Genomic DNA, 20105 nt, shown 5'->3' with positions numbered 1-20105 from the left:
CTACTATGAAAATTCTTACTATATTATTTAGCTTCTTTGTTATGAATTCTTGCGGAACTTCAAAAAACAATAACACAGCAAATCTAGCTGAATTAAAACAAATCGACGACACTTATATTTTTAACTATAAAGCAACCACTAGAGGGAGTTTTAAAGAAATAAAAGTAACCCCAGAAAGCATAACATATCAAAACGGATTAAGCGCAAAACCTATTACAAAGCCTATATCTAAAGAAGCTTATCAAAGTCTTATAGAAAAAGTAGAAGCTTTAAATTTAGACGATTTAAAAACTCTAGAAGCGCCTTCAAAAGCATTTCAATATGATGGCGCTCTTATTGCTAACTTAAAAATAACGACCAACAACAAATCATATCAAACCACATCGTTTGATCACGGAAACCCACCTAAACTTATTAAAGCTTTAGTAGAAGAACTGTTATCATTATCTGAAAAGGTTGAATAGCAACTTTACTATTTGTATTTTTGCATAAAAGAAAACAACGTGAGTATTACTGAAATACAAAATGAGATTATAGACGAATTCTCAATGTTTGACGATTGGGAAGAACGTTACCAATACATGATAGATTTAGGCAAAACATTGCCATTAATTGACGAACAATACAAAACCGACGATCAACTTATAAAAGGGTGTCAAAGTCGTGTTTGGGTTCATGCCAATTTAGATGGCGACAAAGTTGTGTTTACTGCAGATAGCGATGCTATTATAACCAAAGGTATTATTGCTATTTTAATACGTGTATTTTCCAATCAACACCCAAAAGATATTATTGAAGCAAACACCAATTTTATTGATAAAATTGGGCTTAAAGAACATTTATCACCAACCCGCGCCAACGGGTTACTAAGCATGATTAAACAACTCAAAATGTATGCCGTGGCATACCAAACACAATTAAGTTAACATGAGCGAAACCACAATAGACACCAATGCCTTAGGAGAACAAATAGTAAAAGTTTTAAAATCTATTTTCGACCCTGAAATTCCTGTAGACATTTACGAATTAGGATTAATTTATGATGTTTTTGTAAACGAAGATTACGATGTTAAAATTTTAATGACTTTAACCACACCTAATTGTCCTGTAGCCGAAACACTTCCTATGGAAGTTGAAGAAAAAGTAAAATCCTTAGACAACGTTAAAAGTGCCGAAGTAGAAATTACGTTCGATCCACCTTGGAGTCAAGACCTTATGAGTGAAGAAGCCAAGTTAGAATTAGGCATGTTATAACATTATGGCAGAAGAAATTATAAATCGTATTGCAAACAGTAAGTTAGTCACGTTAGACTTAGAGGACTTTTACCCAAAAGGACAACGCATTGTTTTTGATATTAAGGACTGGTTGTACGAAGAACTTATTCTTAAAGAAAAAGACTTTAGGGATTATGTAGAACAGCACGACTGGAGTCAATACAAAAACACTTATATAGCATTAACCTCTAGCGTCGATGCTATTATCCCTTCTTGGGCGTTTATGCTAATTACCTCAAAATTAACACCTTTCGCCAATACTGTAACAGTTGGTAATTTAGACACTTTAGAAACCGTTATTTACCAAAATATTATAAATAACTTACCCTTAGAAGACTACAAAGACAAGCCTATTATTGTAAAAGGCTGCGCAAACAAACCTATACCCGAATCTGCTTACACATTACTTATTTCAAAATTACAACCCATAGCAAAATCAATTATGTTTGGTGAAGCTTGTTCTACTGTACCTTTGTTTAAGAAAAAATAGTTTTGCTACTATTTATCCTAACTGTTATATTTGCAGGCTTTTAAAATTTAAAACAACAATAAAAACAAAACGTATGACTAAAAAATTACTTACAGCCATCCTGTTTTTGCTAACCTTAAATATAGGGTTTGCACAAACTTTAGAAGAGTTAAAAGCCGAACAAGCTGCTAAAAAAGATTCTATTTCAGCAATTCAAGGGCGAGTTGACGACATTCAAAAACAAATAGACGAGATGCCCGGTTGGCGATTTGGTGCTGTTGGTATTATTGGCGGTAGTTTCTCAGAGTTTAATAACTGGTACGCACAAAGCTCACCAAACAATTCCTCTGGAAAAATTGGGATTACTTTTACACCTTATGCTAAATTAATTAAGGAAGATTACTTTTGGTACAACAATGCTAATGTTAATCTTAGCTGGGTTAAGTTTGATGATAAAGACGACCCAACAGACGAAAAAGATTGGCGTGAAGCTACAGACGTGTTTAACGTAACCTCTCTTTTTGGTTATAACCTTACAAAAACTATTGCGGTGTCTACTTTAGCAGAATACAGAACAACTGTTTTAGATAACTTTAACGATCCAGGTTATTTAGATGTTGGTGTTGGTGCTACCTGGAAACCTAATGCCGACCTAGTTGTTGTTGTTCACCCATTAAACTACAACTTTGTTTTTGCTGATAACGATGCTGTTTTCGATTCGTCTTTAGGTGCTAAAATTGTAGCTAACTATACGAAAACTTTTGGTGGCATAAACTTCATCTCTAATTTATCAGCTTTTCAAAGCTATAAAGATTCAGACCTTTCAAACTGGACATGGATAAACTCTGCTAGCTATTCGCTCTGGAAAGGTATTGGTGTTGGTGTTGAAGTTGGTTTAAGAAACAACAAGCAAGAAGCATTAAATTATGCCATTAGTCAATACGACACAGCTTCTACAAATCCAGAACCAACATTCGACAATGTAGATAACGATATTCAAGTTTACACTACCTTTGGTTTAAGCTATTCTTTTTAAGAATAGTCCCTATTAAACTTTATTTTTATGAAGAAATCGCTATTAATCATCTGTTTTATCACGTGCTATTTTATAGCTAATGCTCAAGACAACACTATACAAACAGATTCTTTAGAAGGCTGGAAAGGCTCTGGTAAAATTACACTCTTAGTTAACCAAACAGCATTTGCTAATTGGCAAGCTGGTGGAGACAATAACTTAGGTGCCAATGCCAGTATAAACTACGATCTTAATTATACTAAAGGCGCTTGGATTTGGGACAATAAACTCCTTGCCAATTATGGTATTAGTATTAACGAAGATGATGGAAAAAGAAAAACCGATGATCGTTTAGAAATAAACTCTGTAGCTGGTAGAAAAATGAAAAATCAAAACTGGATTTTTTCCTTTTTCATGAACTTTAAAACCCAGTTTTCTGATGGTTATGATTACAATGATGATTTTATTGGTGATAACGAAGACTACAGAACTTCGGGACCATTTAAACCAGCTTATTGGAGTTTTGGCCCAGGTTTTTTATGGAAAAAAAGCGATAATTTAAATGTTAACTTCGCGCCAGCAACTTCAAAATTCACCTTTTTAACAGGTGAAGTTTTCACAATTAATGACGATGATAGCAACAATGTTTTTTATGAGTCTAGTGACGATATTGAAACTTACGGTGTTGCACCAGGAAGAGGTATTTTATATGAATTTGGTTTAAATATTAGAGGCTACTATAAGTTTAATATAATGAAGAATATTAGCATGGAAAACATAATCATGCTGTATTCTAATTATTTAAACAAACCTTTAAACACCGATATTGATTACACCATGAACATGGTTATGAAAATTAACGATATATTTTCGACAAACCTTACGTTTCAAACCATATATGACGATAATGCCTTTGAAGGCTTTCAAGTTAGAGAAGTTTTTGGCTTAGGCATTCATGTAAACCTATAAATAAAAAAAGCGTTTCTATTTTGAAACGCTTTTTTTTATTCTTCATCATAATCTGGATACAGAAAGTTGTTATAAGGAAATCGTGTGACATGGATTTTCCTAACTTCTTGATAAACTTTCTTCCTAAACGACTCCATATTATCTTTATTTAACGCCGATATAAATAACGCGTTACCATCCATTTTATTCATCCAGGTGCGTTTCCATTCTTTTAAGGTATAATTTGCCGTTGTCCGCTCAGTTATTAAATCATCCTCATCAAACGGTTCTGCCTCGTAGGCATCAATTTTATTAAAAACCATAATTGTTGGTTTATTAGCACTTTCTATTTCGCCTAGTATTTTGTTTACCGATTCTATATGTTCTTCAAAATTAGGATGAGAAATATCTACTACATGTAATAACAAATCGGCTTCTCTAACTTCATCTAGAGTACTTTTAAAACTTTCTACTAATTGTGTTGGTAGTTTTCTAATAAACCCAACCGTATCTGTCATTAAAAAAGGAAGGTTTTTAATAACAACCTTTCTTACCGTAGTGTCTAGTGTAGCAAACAATTTATTTTCGGCAAATACTTCGCTTTTACTTACCACATTCATTAATGTTGATTTCCCTACGTTAGTATACCCTACTAAAGCCACGCGTATTAACTGCCCACGGTTACCACGTTGCACAGCCATTTGTTTATCTATAGTCTTTATTTTATCTTTTAATAAGGCTATTTTATCGCGTACAATACGTCTATCGGTTTCAATTTCGGTTTCACCAGGACCACGCATACCAATACCGCCCTTTTGCCGCTCTAAGTGTGTCCACATCCCTTTTAAGCGTGGCAATAAGTATTCACACTGCGCTAATTCTACTTGCGTTCTAGCATAACTTGTCGTGGCACGTTGCGCAAAAATATCTAGAATTAAATTGGTTCTATCTAACACTTTACATCCTAGAATTTTACTAATATTTCGTTCTTGAGCAGGTGATAACTCATCATCAAAAATGGCGGTACCTATGTCATTTTCTTTAATAAAAGCCCTTACATCATCTAATTTTCCAGAGCCTATAAAGGTTTTGGGGTTGGGTGTATCTAGTTTTTGGGTAAATCGTTTTACAACTTCGCCACCGGCTGTATAAGTTAAAAACTCAAGCTCGTCTAAATATTCTTTAGATTGTACTTCATCTTGGTCTTGAGTTATAATCCCTATCAACACCGCATTTTCTAGCTCTATATTTTTCTTTTCTAACATATTTACAAAGTTACGAGTATTAAAGTTATTTTCAGAAAAAACGAAACGCCTATTAATCTGTATATTTACAAAAAACATAATTGCTTATGCCTAAAAAACAGTTTACTGTAGCTTTTTATAATCTGGAGAATCTTTTTGATATCTATGATGACAACTTGACTAATGACAATGATTTTTTACCAAACTCTGTCAAACGTTGGACCTCTAAGCGATATTATAACAAAATACGAAAACTATCTTACGCTATAAAAAATATTGGCTTGGAAGAAACCAATTTTCCACCAGCTTTATTAGGTTTTGCCGAAGTAGAAAACAAATTAGTTTTACAGGATTTGATTAATTCTAGCGAGTTAAAGCATCATAAATACGATTTTGTTCATTACAACTCTCCTGATGAGCGCGGTATAGATGTGGCATTATTATACAACAAAACCATATTTACTGTTACACGTTCCGAACCTTTTTCTGTAGATATTTATAATGAAGATGGCACAAAAGATTATACTAGAGATATTTTATTAGTTACTGGAAAGCTAGACGGCTCAGTTGTTCATATTATTGTTAATCATTGGCCGTCTCGTCATGGTGGTGAAGATGTTACAGAACAAAAACGCTTGACTGCTTCAAATGAAGTGGATAACATTATAAACTTGATTAAACAAGAGCATGAGAGTCCTAAAATTATTGTTATGGGCGATTTTAATGATGATCCATATAATAAAAGTATGACGCAACTAACCGAAAAACAAGACCTGTTTAATCCTATGAGGACATTGCAATCTCATGACAAAGGTACCACAGTACATTATACGGACTGGAACTTGTTTGATCAAATATTGTTTAGCACCAATTTCTTTGAAAAAAGAAAAGGAGAGCTAACGTATAAAGAAAGTGATATTTTTAATGAGCGTTTTTTACAGGTTTTTAAAGGTAAATATGAAGCCGCACCTTTTAGAACCTATATTGGCAAAAAATACCAAGGTGGTTACAGTGATCATTTCCCTGTGTATATTCTATTAGAATCTTATTAATAAAAAAAGCCTGCAAATTGCAGGCTTTTTTTTACTATAATACTAAAAACTAGTTAGCCGATACTTCTACATTATCTATTTGATATGTTGTTGTAACGCCGCCATCAGCACCTACATATTGGAAAGCTATGTATACAGTTTGTCCTGCATAAGCTGACAAATCAATGTCTCCAGAATTTACAAAGCTATCACCATATCCTCCAGAATTACCTGTTGAATAATTAATACCTGTTAATTCTGTCCAAGTTGCTGTTGTTGGATCTCCAGAACCAGAAAAGTCTGTTGAAATATATGTTGTTAAAGCATCACCGTTGTAATAACCATCCTTTGTTCCAAAATTTAATGTCGCTGAAGTAGATGAAGTTAAATCAATACTAGGTGTTACTAACCATACTTCGTAAGGGTCTTCACTTGAATTATATGCAGATGTTTGTGCATACATATTACTATCATAACTTCTAAATTGGAATACATTGGCTCCTCCATTAACATTGTAATTCGTCCAACCAGCTAAATCAAGATCTTCGTAAGCAGTACCTGACTCAAAATCTTCAGAAAAAACAGCTCCCGTGTTTCCGCTGCCGCCACCGCCAGAGCCTTCTCCACCGATAGATACTTCACTAATTTGAACTGTTGTTGTGATATCGTTTTCTCCTCCTTCGTAAATGAAAGCAAAAGTAACGTCGCCAGAAAGGGCAGATAAGTCTATATCTCCTGTAGACTCGTAATTATTATCGTAATTTCCAGTGTTTTGGTTTAAAGCAGCTATTTCTGAAGCTCCTATTTCTGTCCAAGTAAATGCATCTGGACAATCTGAACCATCAAAATCTGTTGAATAATGTAATGTTAAAGGATTTCCGTTTGAATAAGCATCTGCCATATTGAAGGAGATTATTTTCTCTGTAGCATCATCCATATTAACTGTTGGAGAGATTAGCCAAGCAATATTTTGAGCATCTCCAGAATTATAAGCTGATAATTGTGCATAGTTAACACCATCAAAGTTTCTAATAGAAAACTCTCTTTCACCTGATTCAACATAAGAAATCCACGGTGCTACAATATCTTCATAATCAGGATTACTTCCATAAGAACTCCAATCTTCTGTATATGGTAAACTTTCTGTGCTTATTGTAAAGTTACAATCACCAGAATTTCCACCACCGTTTCCATCGCAACGCTCATCGTTAAAAACTAAGTCTACAGTGTCTCTAATAAACAATTGTTTGCTTGTGTTGTATTGACTAAAAATAGCTGTTATAGATCCTTGTCCTGTTGGCATTGGATAAGCTTTAAAGTCTGCATATCCACTATTTCTCATATCAATTGTAGAATCATCAATACAGCTTTCAATAGCTCTATTTACGGTATTAGTATCGTTTACGTTTGCATATGTTACCGATCCATCTGCATTTCCTGGTACTTGCATGTTGTCTATCTGAACTAAAATATCAATTGGTGTAGAATTATAATCGTCTGGTGTAATAACCATTGGCACTATTGCTACCATTTGTGGAGATCTAGAAATATAATCTGTATAATTAGCTCCTGATATTCTATCTACACTTGAAGCGCCTAAAAGACCTATTTGATAAACACCATTGTAATCGTTTATTGCTAATCCATTAAGGTTTATATAAATTTTACGTCCTGGTTTATATAAATCATAAAGTGAAGGATCGTCAATTCTTATACGAATACCTGCTGTTGGGTTTTCGGCAGCATCTTGAATTATTAATTCTTTAAAAATATTACCTGCTTCGTCATTAGAGATAACATATCCTTCTATGTAATATGAATCATCACCTTCTAAGTTAAAAAGCTCTGAGAACGAAACTACAGCTTGTCCAGATTCATCATAAGCAGTTTGAATACCTGAAATAGTATTGCTTATAGTAATATTTGGCTCTTCAATATTGACGGTTGGAATATCGTAATCGTCATCGTTTACACATGATGTCATAAATGAAAAAAGCATTAATGACAACAAGCTTAAAATTTTTGTTGTTTTCATAATATTTGAAGTTATATTTTTCATAATCATTTTTTTTTAAAATCTAAAGTACACATTTACAAAGTAAGTAGCTCCTCTTCCATACCAATATTTTGATCCAAAAACTTTGGTTCCGTTGGAAGCATCATCTCTTAATTGTCTATAGTTAGCATTTCTTCCTTGTTCAAAACCACCTGTTTTAAAGACTTCGTCTAATAAGTTGTTTACACTTGCAAAGAATCCTATATAATAATCATCTACCTTCCAAGATTTCCCTCCAATTAAGTTTACTGTAAAGTAATCATCAAATTCTTCTTGTTTTAATAATTCTCTTGCTAAACCTTCATCATAGTCATCAAATGGAATTTCTGTTAAAAATGTTCCAGTTTCAGCATTAAAAACAGAATCTTCAGGGTCTAAATAAAAGTTTTTAGTTCTTGTTAATGGAGCGACATCTACATAAGTGTTAGTAAAGTAATTTACAGTTGCACCAAACCACCAGTAATCTGGATCGCGATATTCAAAACCTATAGATGTTGCTGTTTGAGGTCCGCTAGCTAGTTTATAATCTTTTAAATACGATTCTCCAAAGTTTACTCTATTCTCATTAGAAGTTAAGTATAAATTGGGGTTATTATCGTAAGTAAAGTTACCAACAGCTGCTGCACCTTTTAATTTAAAGGTAGGTAACACTTGTGCTTCTATTCCTAATTCTGCACCTAAGTGTCTTTTATCAACTCCTTGAAGAATTTCGTTAACAAATTCGCTACTGTCTTCAAAACCTACAACACCATCTGCATAATAGAAAGAAATTTCGTTAGCATCTTGAATTTTGGTGTAATATCCTGTAAGCTTTGCTTGTATTGACGGCGATCTGAAAATGTAACTCGCATCAAAAGACATAATTTTTTCTTCTGTAATATCTGGAACAATGCTGTTATTTACCCTTGCATTTGAAAAGGTGTTTCTTAAGTTAGGTGCTTTGGTAACATAGCCTCCATTAAGTTCTAACAAATGTTTTCCTGTTATTTTGTAGGTTAAACCTCCTTTTCCTCCAAAACCAGTAAAGGATACTTCATCACTTTTCCCAAAGGAATTATTTGGATTGGCTCCGTTTTGGTATAATCCTTCTCTGTAATACTGTGTTCCTGTTATACTACCTGATAAATAAAAGTCAATATTCTTATACTTAAATTGTGCTTGGGCATATCCAGAAATTACATCGGCATGCAGGTTGTAGTTATATTTAAACTTATCTCCAACACCAACAACTCTAAATGGGTTGTTCATATCACTTTGCTGTGTATTTGGGTTAGTTTCAAAAGAATCAATATCTAAATAACCGTTACCTCCTAAAAGATCTAAAACTTCGGCAAAGTTTTCCGACTTTAAGTTTTTATATGTAACACCAGCATTTAAAATAATGTTCTCGTTAATTTCAGAAGTTAAAATAGAATTGGCTGTAAATTGTGTATCGTCATTTCTATCTTCATAAAGAATATAAGTAGAATGTCCGCCTACATTATCTAAATTATGAAGATACATATTATTCCAATCTACCTGTCCATCATTAATAAACTCTTGCTCCCATAAATAGGCTTGTGCATAGTTAGGTCCTGCATCTTGTCCTACCCAAAAACTTGGTAACTTTTGGTAATATGCTGGACTAGGGTTTTGACCACCACCAACAGCAATACCATTGTCATTTAATCTAGTACCGTTATAATCTAATCGACTATTTCCAATTTTACCAAACTGAAGTCCTACATTTGTATTAAGCTTGGTTTTATCTGTAATATCCCAATAATGGTTAAGCATAAAGATAGGCTCTTCTATTTCTTTAATTCTAGAGTTTCTCTTTTCACCATCTTGCCACCCCCAATATTCGTTATATCTGATGTCTTTTAAATCATACACCTCTTGCGTATTAGGTGATGACTTTCCTCTTCTAGTAGGTGCATACATCGTTGTAAAATTAATAGCATGATTTTCTCCTATTGTTTTTTCAATAGAAGCAAAGAATGAATTGGCATCATATAATGTACCGTCTTGGTATCCTTCGTTACCCCAGCGTCTTCCAGCTGCAAAGGCCATGGACCATCCCTTTTCTAACTGCCCTGTTGCATAACTTGCTATTAATCTATTAGTATAACTCCTGTTAGAAGATGAATACGTTAATCGTCCTCCTTCACGGTATCTAGAAGCCCTTACATTTAAATTGTTTGTTCCTAAAATACCGCCAAAATTATATTCAGAAGGTTTTAGTCCTGTGGTTAACTCTTGATTTCGAAGTACATCATTTAAACCTCCCCAATTACTCCATTGTGGGCGACCATTGTACATTTTGTTCATCTCGATTCCATTAATCAAAACCGAACCATTTTCAGAATCTAAACCTCGCACTCTAAAAAAAGATGAGCTAAACTCGAAAGCGGCTGTACGTTGAAAAACATCTTGTGATGATTGTAATAACCCCGAAATATTATCGGCATTACTAGTATCATCATTTAATTCATCATCGGATAAAGTAATTGTAAATAAGTCGGTTTCTTCTACAACTTTATCTAAAGTCATATCCGTTATGTTTAACGTTTTACCTTCATTTACAATAATTGGGTAACGTTTAGACACATACCCATTTTTAGAAATCTGCAATACTTGTTCACCTAAAGGAACTTCTTGAAGAAATTGAAACTCTCCAGATGTATCAGTTGTTGTAGAAACACTAGTACCCTCAATGGTTACTGTTACATCTGGAATAGGCTCATACGAATCTCCTTCTGTTACACTTCCTTTAACCACAGTCTCTTGAGCTGCAGCGGTAAATGTAGCTAGAATTCCAAATAAAAAAATAAATAAACTTTTTTTCATACTTGAATTTATAGTTAATAGTTCTTTTTGCGTTAAATAATCATTATTTAAGGCTTGCAAATTTACATTTTTTATAATAAATATCTACTTTTGGCGCAACATTTGTATGAACATAACACAAACATAACATTCTGATTTAGATGAGAAAACTTAGACTATTTACAACAACTATAATTACATTGCTTGTCTTTGGGCTTCAAGCACAAAACAAAAAAAAGTACATCGCACACACCGTTGCTTTCTACAATCTTGAAAACCTTTTTGATACAGAAAACGATCCTGATAAGTATGATGAGGCAAGTCCTATCATGGAAATGAATGGTGATGTTGAAGAGGTTTACAAGAAAAAAGTCATTAATATGGCCAAAGTTCTTGCCGATATTGGCAAAGAAGTCACACACAACTCTCCTGCTATTATTGGTATTTCTGAGGTTGAAAACATTCACGTTTTAGAAGACGTTGTAAACGACCCACAATTAGTTGATAAAGATTACGGTATTGTACACTACGATTCTCCAGACGAACGTGGTATTGATGTGGCTTTAATATATCAAAAAGCGTTGTTTACGCCATTACATACAAGTAGTCACGAATTAGTTTTGTACGATGACAACTCTACAGAACGAGATTACACAAGAGACCAATTATTAGTTAGTGGTAAATTAGACGGCGAAATGATTCATGTTATTGTTAACCACTGGCCATCGCGAAGTGGTGGAGAAGCAAGAAGCAGACCTAAGCGTGTCGCTGCAGCAAAGTTGAGTAAAAAACTAGTAGATTCGTTACAAAACAATGACCCTTACGCAAAAATATTTGTTATGGGAGATTTTAATGATAACCCTACAAATGATAGTTTTACAAAGGTTTTAAAAGCTAATGATGAAGATAAAGAAGATGTTGGCTTTAAAGGCATTTATAACCCTTATTACAGTATGTTTAAAAAAGATGGTTTAGGAACTACTGGTTATAGAGATTCTTGGAGTTTATTCGATCAAATTCTTGTTAGCCAACCTCTACTAGAAAAAGACTTTTCTTCATATAGATACTACAAAGCTGGGATTTATAATAAAAGCTACCTTGTAAGCAAACATGGCAGATGGAAGGGGTATCCTAAAAGAAGCTTCTCTAATGGACGTTTTGACGATGGATACAGCGATCACTTTCCTGTTTATGTTTACGTTTTAAAAGAAGTAAAAGAATAGTTTGGTTTTATAAAACATAAAAAAGGCGACCAATTAGGTCGCCTTTTTTATTTATAGATTTTTATGCTAACCAAGCATCCCAAGGAATTCGAGATAAGAACAATACTAATGCAATAGTGTAAAAAATGGCAATAGTATTAAACTTGGTTTTTGAGATTAATTTCTTTTTATGCTTGGAATAAGCTATGGTAATTAGAGCAATCGCAATTATATTAATTACAGGATGTTCTATTAAATATAATCTTGCTAACTCGTTTTTCATAATGCCTCCCATACCTAAATCACTAAATAAACTTAATCTTGGCGACACTAAATAAAGAATAATCCCTATTAATAATTGAATATGCGACACAATTAATGTAAAGAGTGATATTCTAAAATCGAAAGCCAGATAATCTTTCCCTTTAGCTCTTTTAACAAGACTATTTATAACCGCAATAAAAAGGATTAACAGCACTAAATATGCCCAATAAGAATGTAATGTTTTAACAATGTCGTACATAATAAATTTAGATTAGTATTTATAATACACAAAGGTAATGAATATAGCCATAAAAAAACCCCTTCAAATTGAAGGGGTTTTAATTCTATTAATCTAATGATTAGAAGTTAAAACGAATACTTGTATTCCACGTTCTTCCATAACCAAAACGTCCATTGTTATTAATGTTAACTCCCTTGTAGTTTTCTTCAGGATTAGCTGAGGCCTGTAAATTTCCGGATACAGACTCTAAATATACCTCATCAAAAACATTATAAACGTTAATTCTAAACTGCAAAGAGTTTTGTTTGTTTTTACCAACTAATATCTTGTAAGAGAAACCAGCATCAAAAGTATCATAAGAAGGCATTGCAATAGTTTCTTCAGTTAAAGAACCTGTTGAATACATATCATTATACCAATTCCATGCACCATCAACACTTAATCTAGGTAAAAACTCATAATTAGCATTAACACCTCCCGTTACTTGTGCTGCACCTCCAACATTGAAATCGTCAATAACAACTTCTGTAGCCGTTCCTACCTCTTCGCCATCGTTATTAAACGTTCTTTGAGTTGCATTATCTTTAAATTTCCACTCTCCTAAAGAAAGGAATCCGTTTACTGATAAATTATCAAATGGATTTGTGAAAACTTCTAATTCAACACCACTATGCACTTGCTTAACACCTTGAGTTTGATAACCTAAATAATCGTCTCCAACCTCACCATTACTATTTACAAGAGTTCTGTTATCCCATGTTGTGTGGTATAAGTTAAGGTTTGCTCTTATTATTTCTCCTCCAAATTGGTAACCTGCTTCAAAACCAGTAATGTTTTCGTTTTCTACTTCAGGATTTAATAATTCGTTTCCTCCTCTATTGTCTTTAAACAGTACATCATGAAAAGGTTGTCTAGAGTAATATCCTGCATTAACAAAAACTTTGTGTTGTTCACCTAATAAATAAGATGCTCCAGCTTTAACATTAAATCCTGGGTTATTAACTGTTTCTGATTCCTCTGACCTTCCTTCTTCAGAAGTATTTAAGAACTCAGTTCTAACATGTGATTGTGTTGAAACAGCACCTTGGAAAAAAGCTGAAAATTTATCTGTAGCATATTCTAATTGCCCAAAAATACCTCCGTAATTGATTTGCTCTTCATAATCATAGCCAAATCTTTGATCATGATCTGTATTTGGTTTAAAGAAAACAGTCCAAGGATTAATTCCTCCAGCCTCAGTTAATTGATAATCTCCGCTATACCCAGAATTAGCAGAAACAGAATTTACTGAAATAAATTCTCTAACATCTCTAAAGTGGATACCGTTATACAAACGCACATCTGCACCAATATTAAAGTTTAAGTTTTCTGTTAACTGGTTGTTATAGTTGGTTACTAAACCATACCAGTTATGATTGTTGTTAGACCCACGAGCATAAGTTACATCACCATTACTATCTGTTCTAGCTTGCGCAAAACTTCCACGCCCCATAGAACCATATAATACAGTTGATAATTCAGATTTATCATTAATAGTCCAATCCCAACTTAAGTTGGCTACTGGTTTGTGGTAAATATTTCTTCCACCAGGGTATACATTCCCACCTCCATGTAATGTATTTGAACTATTAACTCCTGAAAAATTCCAAGAATTGTAACGTCTTCCATTTTCTAAAAAGTCGCTTATAGCTCCACTTCCTGCAGCCGCATGCCATTGTGGCGCTCCAGTTAAAAGAAAATTTAAAGAGTGTTTCTCTGTTGGCTGATATCCAACAGATATGAAATAAGTTTGACCTTGACCATCTGTATAATTAACATATCCATCTCCTTGCCAATGACCTAATAATGCAGAAAAAGACCATCCTTTTTCTCCAACACCTGTAGAATAATAAGCTGTAGATTTAAGATAGTTATCGTTTCCAACCATTTGCTGAACAAAACCACCTTCTTTTCTATCTATGGTTTTTGTTACAATGTTAACTGTACCACCAACAGAAGAAATGGCTAGTTTAGAAGCGCCTAAACCACGCTGTACTTGAATGGCGTTTGCAACATCCATAACACCAGACCAGTTAGACCAGTACATTCTACCATCTTCCATACCATTAATTGGCTGCCCATTCAATAAAAAAGCTGTGTTTGTTTGGTCGAAACCTCTTAAAAACATTTGACCATCACCAAAACCACCAGCCTTTATATTCTGTACAGAAGGCGTTGATTTTAACACTTCTGGTAAATCCCAGTTTCCAGCTTTCTCCTGAATTTCAGAAGCTTTAATTGTAGACACCGCGATAGGAGTCTTTCTATCTTCTGCTAAATCGATAACTCCAGATCCAATAATAACAATTTCGTCTAAAGAGTTGTCTGGCGTTAATGTGATAGAACCTAAATTCGTATCGCCATCAAAAGATACGGTTACTTTACCGTAACCTACATATGATACCACAACTTCTCCTGAAGTAGCTTCAGTAGTTATGGTAAAATTTCCATCAAAGTCGGAAGACACTCCGTTTGAAGTCCCTTTCTCAACAATGTTTGCACCTGGTAATGGCGCATTCATTTCGGCATCCATTACAGTACCAGTTACTGTACTTTGTGCCATAGAAAAAGCAGTAAACATAAACGCTACTGCCACAAAAAATCTAGTAATGTTTCTCATTTTTATAAAAAGATAATTGGTTTTAATTCTCGGCAAAATTACGCAACTCTTTCAAATATATATATTACGTAATTGTTAATTATGCGCGCATATTATTCCTTACTTTACTAATAAGCAAGTTACACATACTAACGACTAATTATCAGTCGTTTAAACAATTTAATTAACAAAGATGTTAACAGCTTAATTGTTGGCCTTGTAGAATTTTATAAGGTTTAGTGTAGAACTGTCGTGTTTACTTACAGCATCTTGTTGCAAATCTTTAAGGATTTCTCCAGCAAGTTGCTTTCCTAGTTCGACTCCAAATTGGTCATAACTAAAAATATTCCAAATAACACCTTGTACAAAAATCTTGTGCTCGTATAATGCGATAAGTTTTCCTAAGCTCTCTGGAGTTAATTTGTCTATAAACAGCGTGTTTGTTGGCTTGTTACCTTCAAATACTTTATATGGTGCTAATTTCTCAATTTCCGATTTTGACAAGTCACTTCCTTCAAACTCTTGCATTACCTCTGCTTTAGTTTTCCCATTCATTAAGGCTTCGGTTTGGGCGATAAAGTTTGATATTAGCTTGTCTTGATGATCTTGGTTACCGTATAACGATTTTGCAAAACCAATAAAGTCTGCTGGAATTAATTTGGTACCTTGATGTATTAATTGAAAGAAAGCGTGTTGTGAGTTTGTTCCTGGTTCACCCCAAATTATAGTGCCTGTTTGGTAATTTACTTTACTTCCATTTCTGTCAATATACTTCCCATTACTTTCCATAATACCTTGCTGAAGATATTTAGCTAGTTTCCCTAGATATTCGGAATAAGGAATAACGGCTTCACTTTCTGCATGAAAGAAGTTGTTATACCAAATGGTTAAAAGCCCTAAAACAACAGGAATGTTTTTATCGAACGATGTATTTTTAAAATGCTCATCCATTTTATTGGCACCAGATAAAAGACTTTCAAAATGTTGATAGCCTAACGATAAACTTATTGAAAGACCTACAGCACTCCATAACGAGAATCGTCCGCCAACCCAATTCCACATAGGAAAGATATTGTCTTTTTCTATACCAAATTCCTGTACTTTTTCAAGATTAGTAGAAACGGCAACAAAATGCTTAGCTATAGCTTCTTCTGAAGCGTGTTGTAAAAACCACGCCCTAATGGTATTGGCATTAGATAAAGTTTCTTGTGTTGTAAATGTTTTAGAAACAATAACAAAAAGTGTGGTTTCAGGATTAATTTTTTTAATGACTTCGTTAACATGGTCGCCATCCACATTACTAACAAAATAGGTTGTTAAGTTGTTTTTGTAATACTGAAGCGAATCCACAACCATGGCTGGCCCTAAATCGGATCCACCAATACCAATATTTACAACATGTGTAAACGGTTTTCCAGAATATCCTTTGCGTGTTCCATTAACAACATCTTCGGTAAAGGCTTTAATTTTATTTTTCACCTTGTAAATCTCAGGCATAACATTTTCACCATTTACAAGGAATGTGTCACTTTCTTTGGCTCTTAGTGCTGTATGAAGCACCGATCTATTCTCTGTTTCATTAATTTTTTCACCAGAAAAATAGGCTTCTATAGCTTTGTCTAACTTAACCTCTTTGGCTAATTCTTGTAATAACTCTAGAGTCTCGTTGGTGATTCTATTTTTAGAAAAATCGACCAAAAAATCTTCCCAAGTAATGGTCATTTTTTGAGCTCTATCGGCATCTTGTGCAAATAGCTCTTTTAGGTGTAATTCTTTTACTTGGTTGTAGTTGTTTTCAAGCTTTTTCCATGCTTGAGTTTGGGTTGGGTTAGTGTTTGGTAAAGCCATGTAATTTATTAATACGCTTGAGTAATAAGATTGGTTTCTTGACTATCGTCTAAAAGTAGTTCTTCCTCGAAAGGAATGTTATCTAATTGAGATTTAATAGGTGAAATAAATTCTAGATATTGTGCTTTTAGGCTATCGGAAATAGGTTTAGCTTCTGGTAGTTTTTGTTTAAAAGGATCCACTTGTCTGCCATTTTTCCAAAAACGGTAACACACGTGTGGCCCTGATGTGTTTCCTGTCATTCCTACTAATCCTATAACATCGCCTTGCTTAACAAAGTCGCCTACTTTCACCTTGCGTTTACTCATGTGAAGGTATTGTGTTGTATACACCGAATTATGCTTTACTTTAACATAATTTCCGTTACCTCTTGTATAACTTGATTTTATAACGGTTCCGTTGGCTGTTGCCATGATTGGTGTTCCTACTGAAGCTGCAAAATCTGTTCCTTTATGTGGACGAATACGGTTACCGTAAAGTGCAATACGGCGTCTTAAGTTATAGCGAGACGAAATACGACTAAACTTAACTGGCGCTTTTAAAAAGGCGCGGCGTAAGTTTTTAGCGTCTTCATTAAAATAATCTACAATGCCTTTTGCGCTATCGGTTTCAAATTCGAAAGCATAAAAAGGTTCTGCTTTGTGTTCAAAATAGGCTGCTTTTATTTTACCTATGCCTGCATAAACAGAATCGTCTATGTATTTATCTTCATAAATAACTTTAAAGCGATCGCCTTTTTGAAGGCGTCTAAAATCTATGGTCCATGCATAAATATCATCCGCTAGTTTATAGGCTAACCTTTGACTTAACCCTTTTTCTTCTAAAGTTTGAGAAATACTACTGTTAATTACTCCAGAAATTTCTTTCTCGACAAAATTGATAGGCTTTCGGCTCTTGTAAGTGTGAATAGAGTCTTGGAAGTTAATTACAACATACTCTTCTTTGTTAGGCTGATAGATGAAGCACTTAGGCTCTTGAAGCGTATCTTTAGAACAAAGTAATGTGTAAGGTTTTCCTATTTGGATAGATCTAATATCGAACCCTTCTTTGGCTTGTTCTGCTATTTGATAAATTTTTGGGTAACCCAATTTGTTGCGCTCCATAATAACGCCAAACGTATCGCCAGAACGTACGGTGTCTCGTTTAACAGTAAAATCGTTTAAGTTAAACCCAAACTCGTAAATATCTTTTGGTTGGGCTACTGCTAATTCTTCGGTGTTTTTAATTTGGGGCTCTTGGTCTTGTTTACAGCTTGCTATAAATGTAATCACTAATATAGCTAAACATTTTCTCCCCAATGCTTTAATTCGTCTTCTGTCCATAAATCTGGAAAAAATATTCTTCTTTGATATTTTGGGTGCATGTATTTTACCCATTCACTTCCTCCTGTTGCTTCTGCTGTTTCGCCATTAATATTTAAATAATGGTTTGCAGTATTATAATGTGCCATAACCCATTTTATATTTACAGTATAATCGTAATGGCGCATGGCTTTAATTAATTTTTCATCTTCTTTAACACTACTAGGCAACGCTTTAAACTTTGTCCATAAGTTATTTGTGTTATAGAATTTCGCAAATCTAATAAATTCCTCTTTGTATTTTTCTTCAAAAACTGTTAATAAATAACTTTTTTTGCCTGTTTTGTAGTCTTTTCCAGCAGCTTGCCAGTATAAATGTTCAAAAGCATGCTCGAAAGAGGTATTTCTATCTATGGTTTCTCTAAATCTATTATCAATTAAATTGATAAGCTCTGTTGAAGCAAATTCTATTTTTCGGTATTGTGCACTTTGGAATCCACTGGCTGGTGTAAGTGTTGTTCTAAACTTATTGTATTGTTCTACTTCCATACCATCTTTCATAATATTAAATGAGGATGTTAGCATATCGAAATAGCGACTAATTCGCATAAGTTTTTCTGAGAAAAAATCAACGGTTAATTCGTCATGATTGGCTACTTGATCTATTTCCCAAAGAATCATTTTAAACAACAATTCGTTAATTTGATGGTACATAATAAACACCATCTCGTCTGGCAACACAGATCGTTGTGTTTGTAAGTCCAACAAGGCATCTGTTTGAATGTAATCCCAATAGTTGATAGGCTTACTGTATAGTAAGCCTTCTAAATGGGTCTCTAAATCTTGACCTATTTTGTCGTATTTATCTTTTAGTTGATTAGTTATGTCTTTATTCATTTAATTTTTAACTAAAATTTTAAACGGATGTTTTAACCCTTTAAAAGCATCTAAATCTGCTCGTAGCGAGCCTACCGCTAAATCAGCTTTTATACGCAAAGGTACTCTATTTTTATCGTTAGAAACCCAAAGCGTTAGACTTTCTTCTTCTTTGAAAACTCTTCCTGCCATTACATATGGTCTAAATTTTAAGGCATTTACTTTACCAAAATTAGTAGATATGGTTTCCTCGCCAAGGTATTTAATTTTAAATCCATAGTTTTCTTTATCGAAAAACATGTTCACAAAAACCTCATCGCCAATTTTCAAATCTGTCACCTCTAATTGATTCCGTAAATAATAGAAAGTAGACACCATATCTTGAACATTTGGCTCTGTTTCTATAACCGATTTCTGCCTGTGTTTTTTATCATTTATGTAGGCTTTTTGTACCTCTTGATCAAAATGAATTACAATATCTTTGGTATGGCCACCTTCATCTATATCTCGTATAAATTTATAAGGCACTATAGTATTTTTATCGAAATAACTCTCGTAACGGTCTTCTACTTTAAAAAACCATTTAATAGCACCTGTTGTCCAACCTTTTCCTACAACATGATATACTGGCGTCCCTTTATAAGTTTTGTCTTTTACTTCTAAAGTGGCTTCTCCAGCTTTTAAAAACCCACTATAGCTCATTTCAAAACGAAACCATTCGCCTTCTTTAAATGCCGATTCGCTTTGGGCAAACACCCCTTGAAAAGAGATTGACATTACTAGTATTATGAGCAGATTTTTTTTCATGTTTTTTTGTTTGTAAGTGTAACTATATGTTTTAATAGAGATCTATTTTTAGTTATAAATTACAATTACTGTTCCAAAAGTAT

At 33.7% G+C, this 20105-nt stretch carries 17 protein-coding genes; 8 read left to right on the top strand and 9 right to left on the bottom strand.

Annotated elements, in window-relative coordinates; translation table 11 throughout:
• The first annotated feature begins 5 nt into the window (after nt 1-5).
• The 6 genes from R3L15_RS00260 (at nt 6) to R3L15_RS00235 (ending at nt 3728) form a co-directional block, all read left to right on the top strand.
• Nucleotides 6-464, top strand: coding sequence for a hypothetical protein (locus R3L15_RS00260; protein ID WP_338732512.1), 459 nt, complete (start codon nt 6-8; stop codon nt 462-464).
• 39 nt (nt 465-503) lie between these two features.
• Nucleotides 504-926: a SufE family protein gene (locus tag R3L15_RS00255; protein ID WP_338732511.1), complete on the top strand. Its 423-nt coding sequence runs from the start codon at nt 504-506 to the stop codon at nt 924-926.
• Nucleotide 927: 1 nt separating this feature from the next.
• Entirely contained in the window at nt 928-1254 is a 327-nt protein-coding gene (locus R3L15_RS00250; RefSeq protein ID WP_125466725.1) for a DUF59 domain-containing protein, read from the top strand.
• Between the two features lie 4 nt (nt 1255-1258).
• Nucleotides 1259-1765, top strand: coding sequence for a DUF2480 family protein (locus R3L15_RS00245; RefSeq protein WP_338732510.1), 507 nt, complete (start codon nt 1259-1261; stop codon nt 1763-1765).
• A gap of 73 nt (nt 1766-1838) precedes the next feature.
• The gene (locus R3L15_RS00240) at nt 1839-2780 is read left to right on the top strand and encodes a DUF3078 domain-containing protein (protein ID WP_338732509.1); all 942 of its coding nucleotides are present in this window, start codon (nt 1839-1841) and stop codon (nt 2778-2780) included.
• A 27-nt stretch (nt 2781-2807) separates the two neighbouring features.
• Complete coding sequence (locus tag R3L15_RS00235) at nt 2808-3728, top strand: DUF3078 domain-containing protein (protein WP_338732508.1); 921 nt, start codon at nt 2808-2810, stop codon at nt 3726-3728.
• Between the two features lie 35 nt (nt 3729-3763).
• On the opposite strand, the gene hflX is transcribed toward R3L15_RS00235, so the two are convergent.
• On the bottom strand, nt 3764-4972 hold the full coding sequence (gene hflX, locus R3L15_RS00230) for a GTPase HflX (protein WP_338732507.1): 1209 nt from the start codon (nt 4970-4972) through the stop codon (nt 3764-3766).
• An 86-nt stretch (nt 4973-5058) separates the two neighbouring features.
• On the opposite strand from hflX, the gene R3L15_RS00225 reads away from it, so the two are divergent.
• The gene (locus R3L15_RS00225) at nt 5059-6003 is read left to right on the top strand and encodes an endonuclease/exonuclease/phosphatase family protein (RefSeq protein ID WP_338732506.1); all 945 of its coding nucleotides are present in this window, start codon (nt 5059-5061) and stop codon (nt 6001-6003) included.
• A gap of 49 nt (nt 6004-6052) precedes the next feature.
• Here the strand turns inward: R3L15_RS00225 and R3L15_RS00220 are convergent, their stop codons facing one another.
• Together R3L15_RS00220 and R3L15_RS00215 are read right to left on the bottom strand one after the other, a co-directional pair.
• The gene (locus R3L15_RS00220) at nt 6053-8017 is read right to left on the bottom strand and encodes a DUF5689 domain-containing protein (RefSeq protein ID WP_338732504.1); all 1965 of its coding nucleotides are present in this window, start codon (nt 8015-8017) and stop codon (nt 6053-6055) included.
• A gap of 36 nt (nt 8018-8053) precedes the next feature.
• A complete protein-coding gene (locus R3L15_RS00215) occupies nt 8054-10867 on the bottom strand; it encodes a carboxypeptidase regulatory-like domain-containing protein (protein WP_338732503.1) in 2814 nt (937 codons plus the stop codon).
• A 140-nt stretch (nt 10868-11007) separates the two neighbouring features.
• Between R3L15_RS00215 and R3L15_RS00210 the strand changes: the two genes are divergently transcribed.
• On the top strand, nt 11008-12069 hold the full coding sequence (locus R3L15_RS00210; RefSeq protein WP_338732502.1) for an endonuclease/exonuclease/phosphatase family protein: 1062 nt from the start codon (nt 11008-11010) through the stop codon (nt 12067-12069).
• 61 nt (nt 12070-12130) lie between these two features.
• On the opposite strand, the gene R3L15_RS00205 is transcribed toward R3L15_RS00210, so the two are convergent.
• The 6 genes from R3L15_RS00205 to R3L15_RS00180 all read right to left on the bottom strand — a co-directional run bounded on the left by R3L15_RS00205 (nt 12131) and on the right by R3L15_RS00180 (nt 20022).
• A complete protein-coding gene (locus tag R3L15_RS00205; RefSeq protein ID WP_338732501.1) occupies nt 12131-12571 on the bottom strand; it encodes a hypothetical protein in 441 nt (146 codons plus the stop codon).
• A 100-nt stretch (nt 12572-12671) separates the two neighbouring features.
• A complete protein-coding gene (locus R3L15_RS00200; protein WP_338732500.1) occupies nt 12672-15212 on the bottom strand; it encodes a TonB-dependent receptor domain-containing protein in 2541 nt (846 codons plus the stop codon).
• A gap of 183 nt (nt 15213-15395) precedes the next feature.
• On the bottom strand, nt 15396-17039 hold the full coding sequence (pgi, locus tag R3L15_RS00195; RefSeq protein WP_338732499.1) for a glucose-6-phosphate isomerase: 1644 nt from the start codon (nt 17037-17039) through the stop codon (nt 15396-15398).
• A gap of 8 nt (nt 17040-17047) precedes the next feature.
• Nucleotides 17048-18361 carry a peptidoglycan DD-metalloendopeptidase family protein gene (locus R3L15_RS00190; protein WP_338732498.1) on the bottom strand — a complete coding sequence of 438 codons (1314 nt, stop codon included), beginning with the start codon at nt 18359-18361 and terminating at the stop codon, nt 17048-17050.
• A complete protein-coding gene (locus R3L15_RS00185; protein WP_338732496.1) occupies nt 18319-19236 on the bottom strand; it encodes a tryptophan 2,3-dioxygenase family protein in 918 nt (305 codons plus the stop codon). The genes R3L15_RS00190 and R3L15_RS00185 overlap by 43 nt, the downstream gene beginning before the upstream one ends.
• The gene (locus tag R3L15_RS00180) at nt 19237-20022 is read right to left on the bottom strand and encodes a DUF3108 domain-containing protein (RefSeq protein WP_338732495.1); all 786 of its coding nucleotides are present in this window, start codon (nt 20020-20022) and stop codon (nt 19237-19239) included. It lies immediately after the preceding gene.
• Between the last annotated feature and the right edge of the window lie 83 nt (nt 20023-20105).

Origin of the sequence: Mangrovimonas cancribranchiae, from assembly GCF_037126245.1 — a bacterium.
GTDB lineage: Bacteria > Bacteroidota > Bacteroidia > Flavobacteriales > Flavobacteriaceae > Mangrovimonas > Mangrovimonas cancribranchiae.
This window is presented reverse-complemented; position numbering and strand designations above follow the sequence as displayed.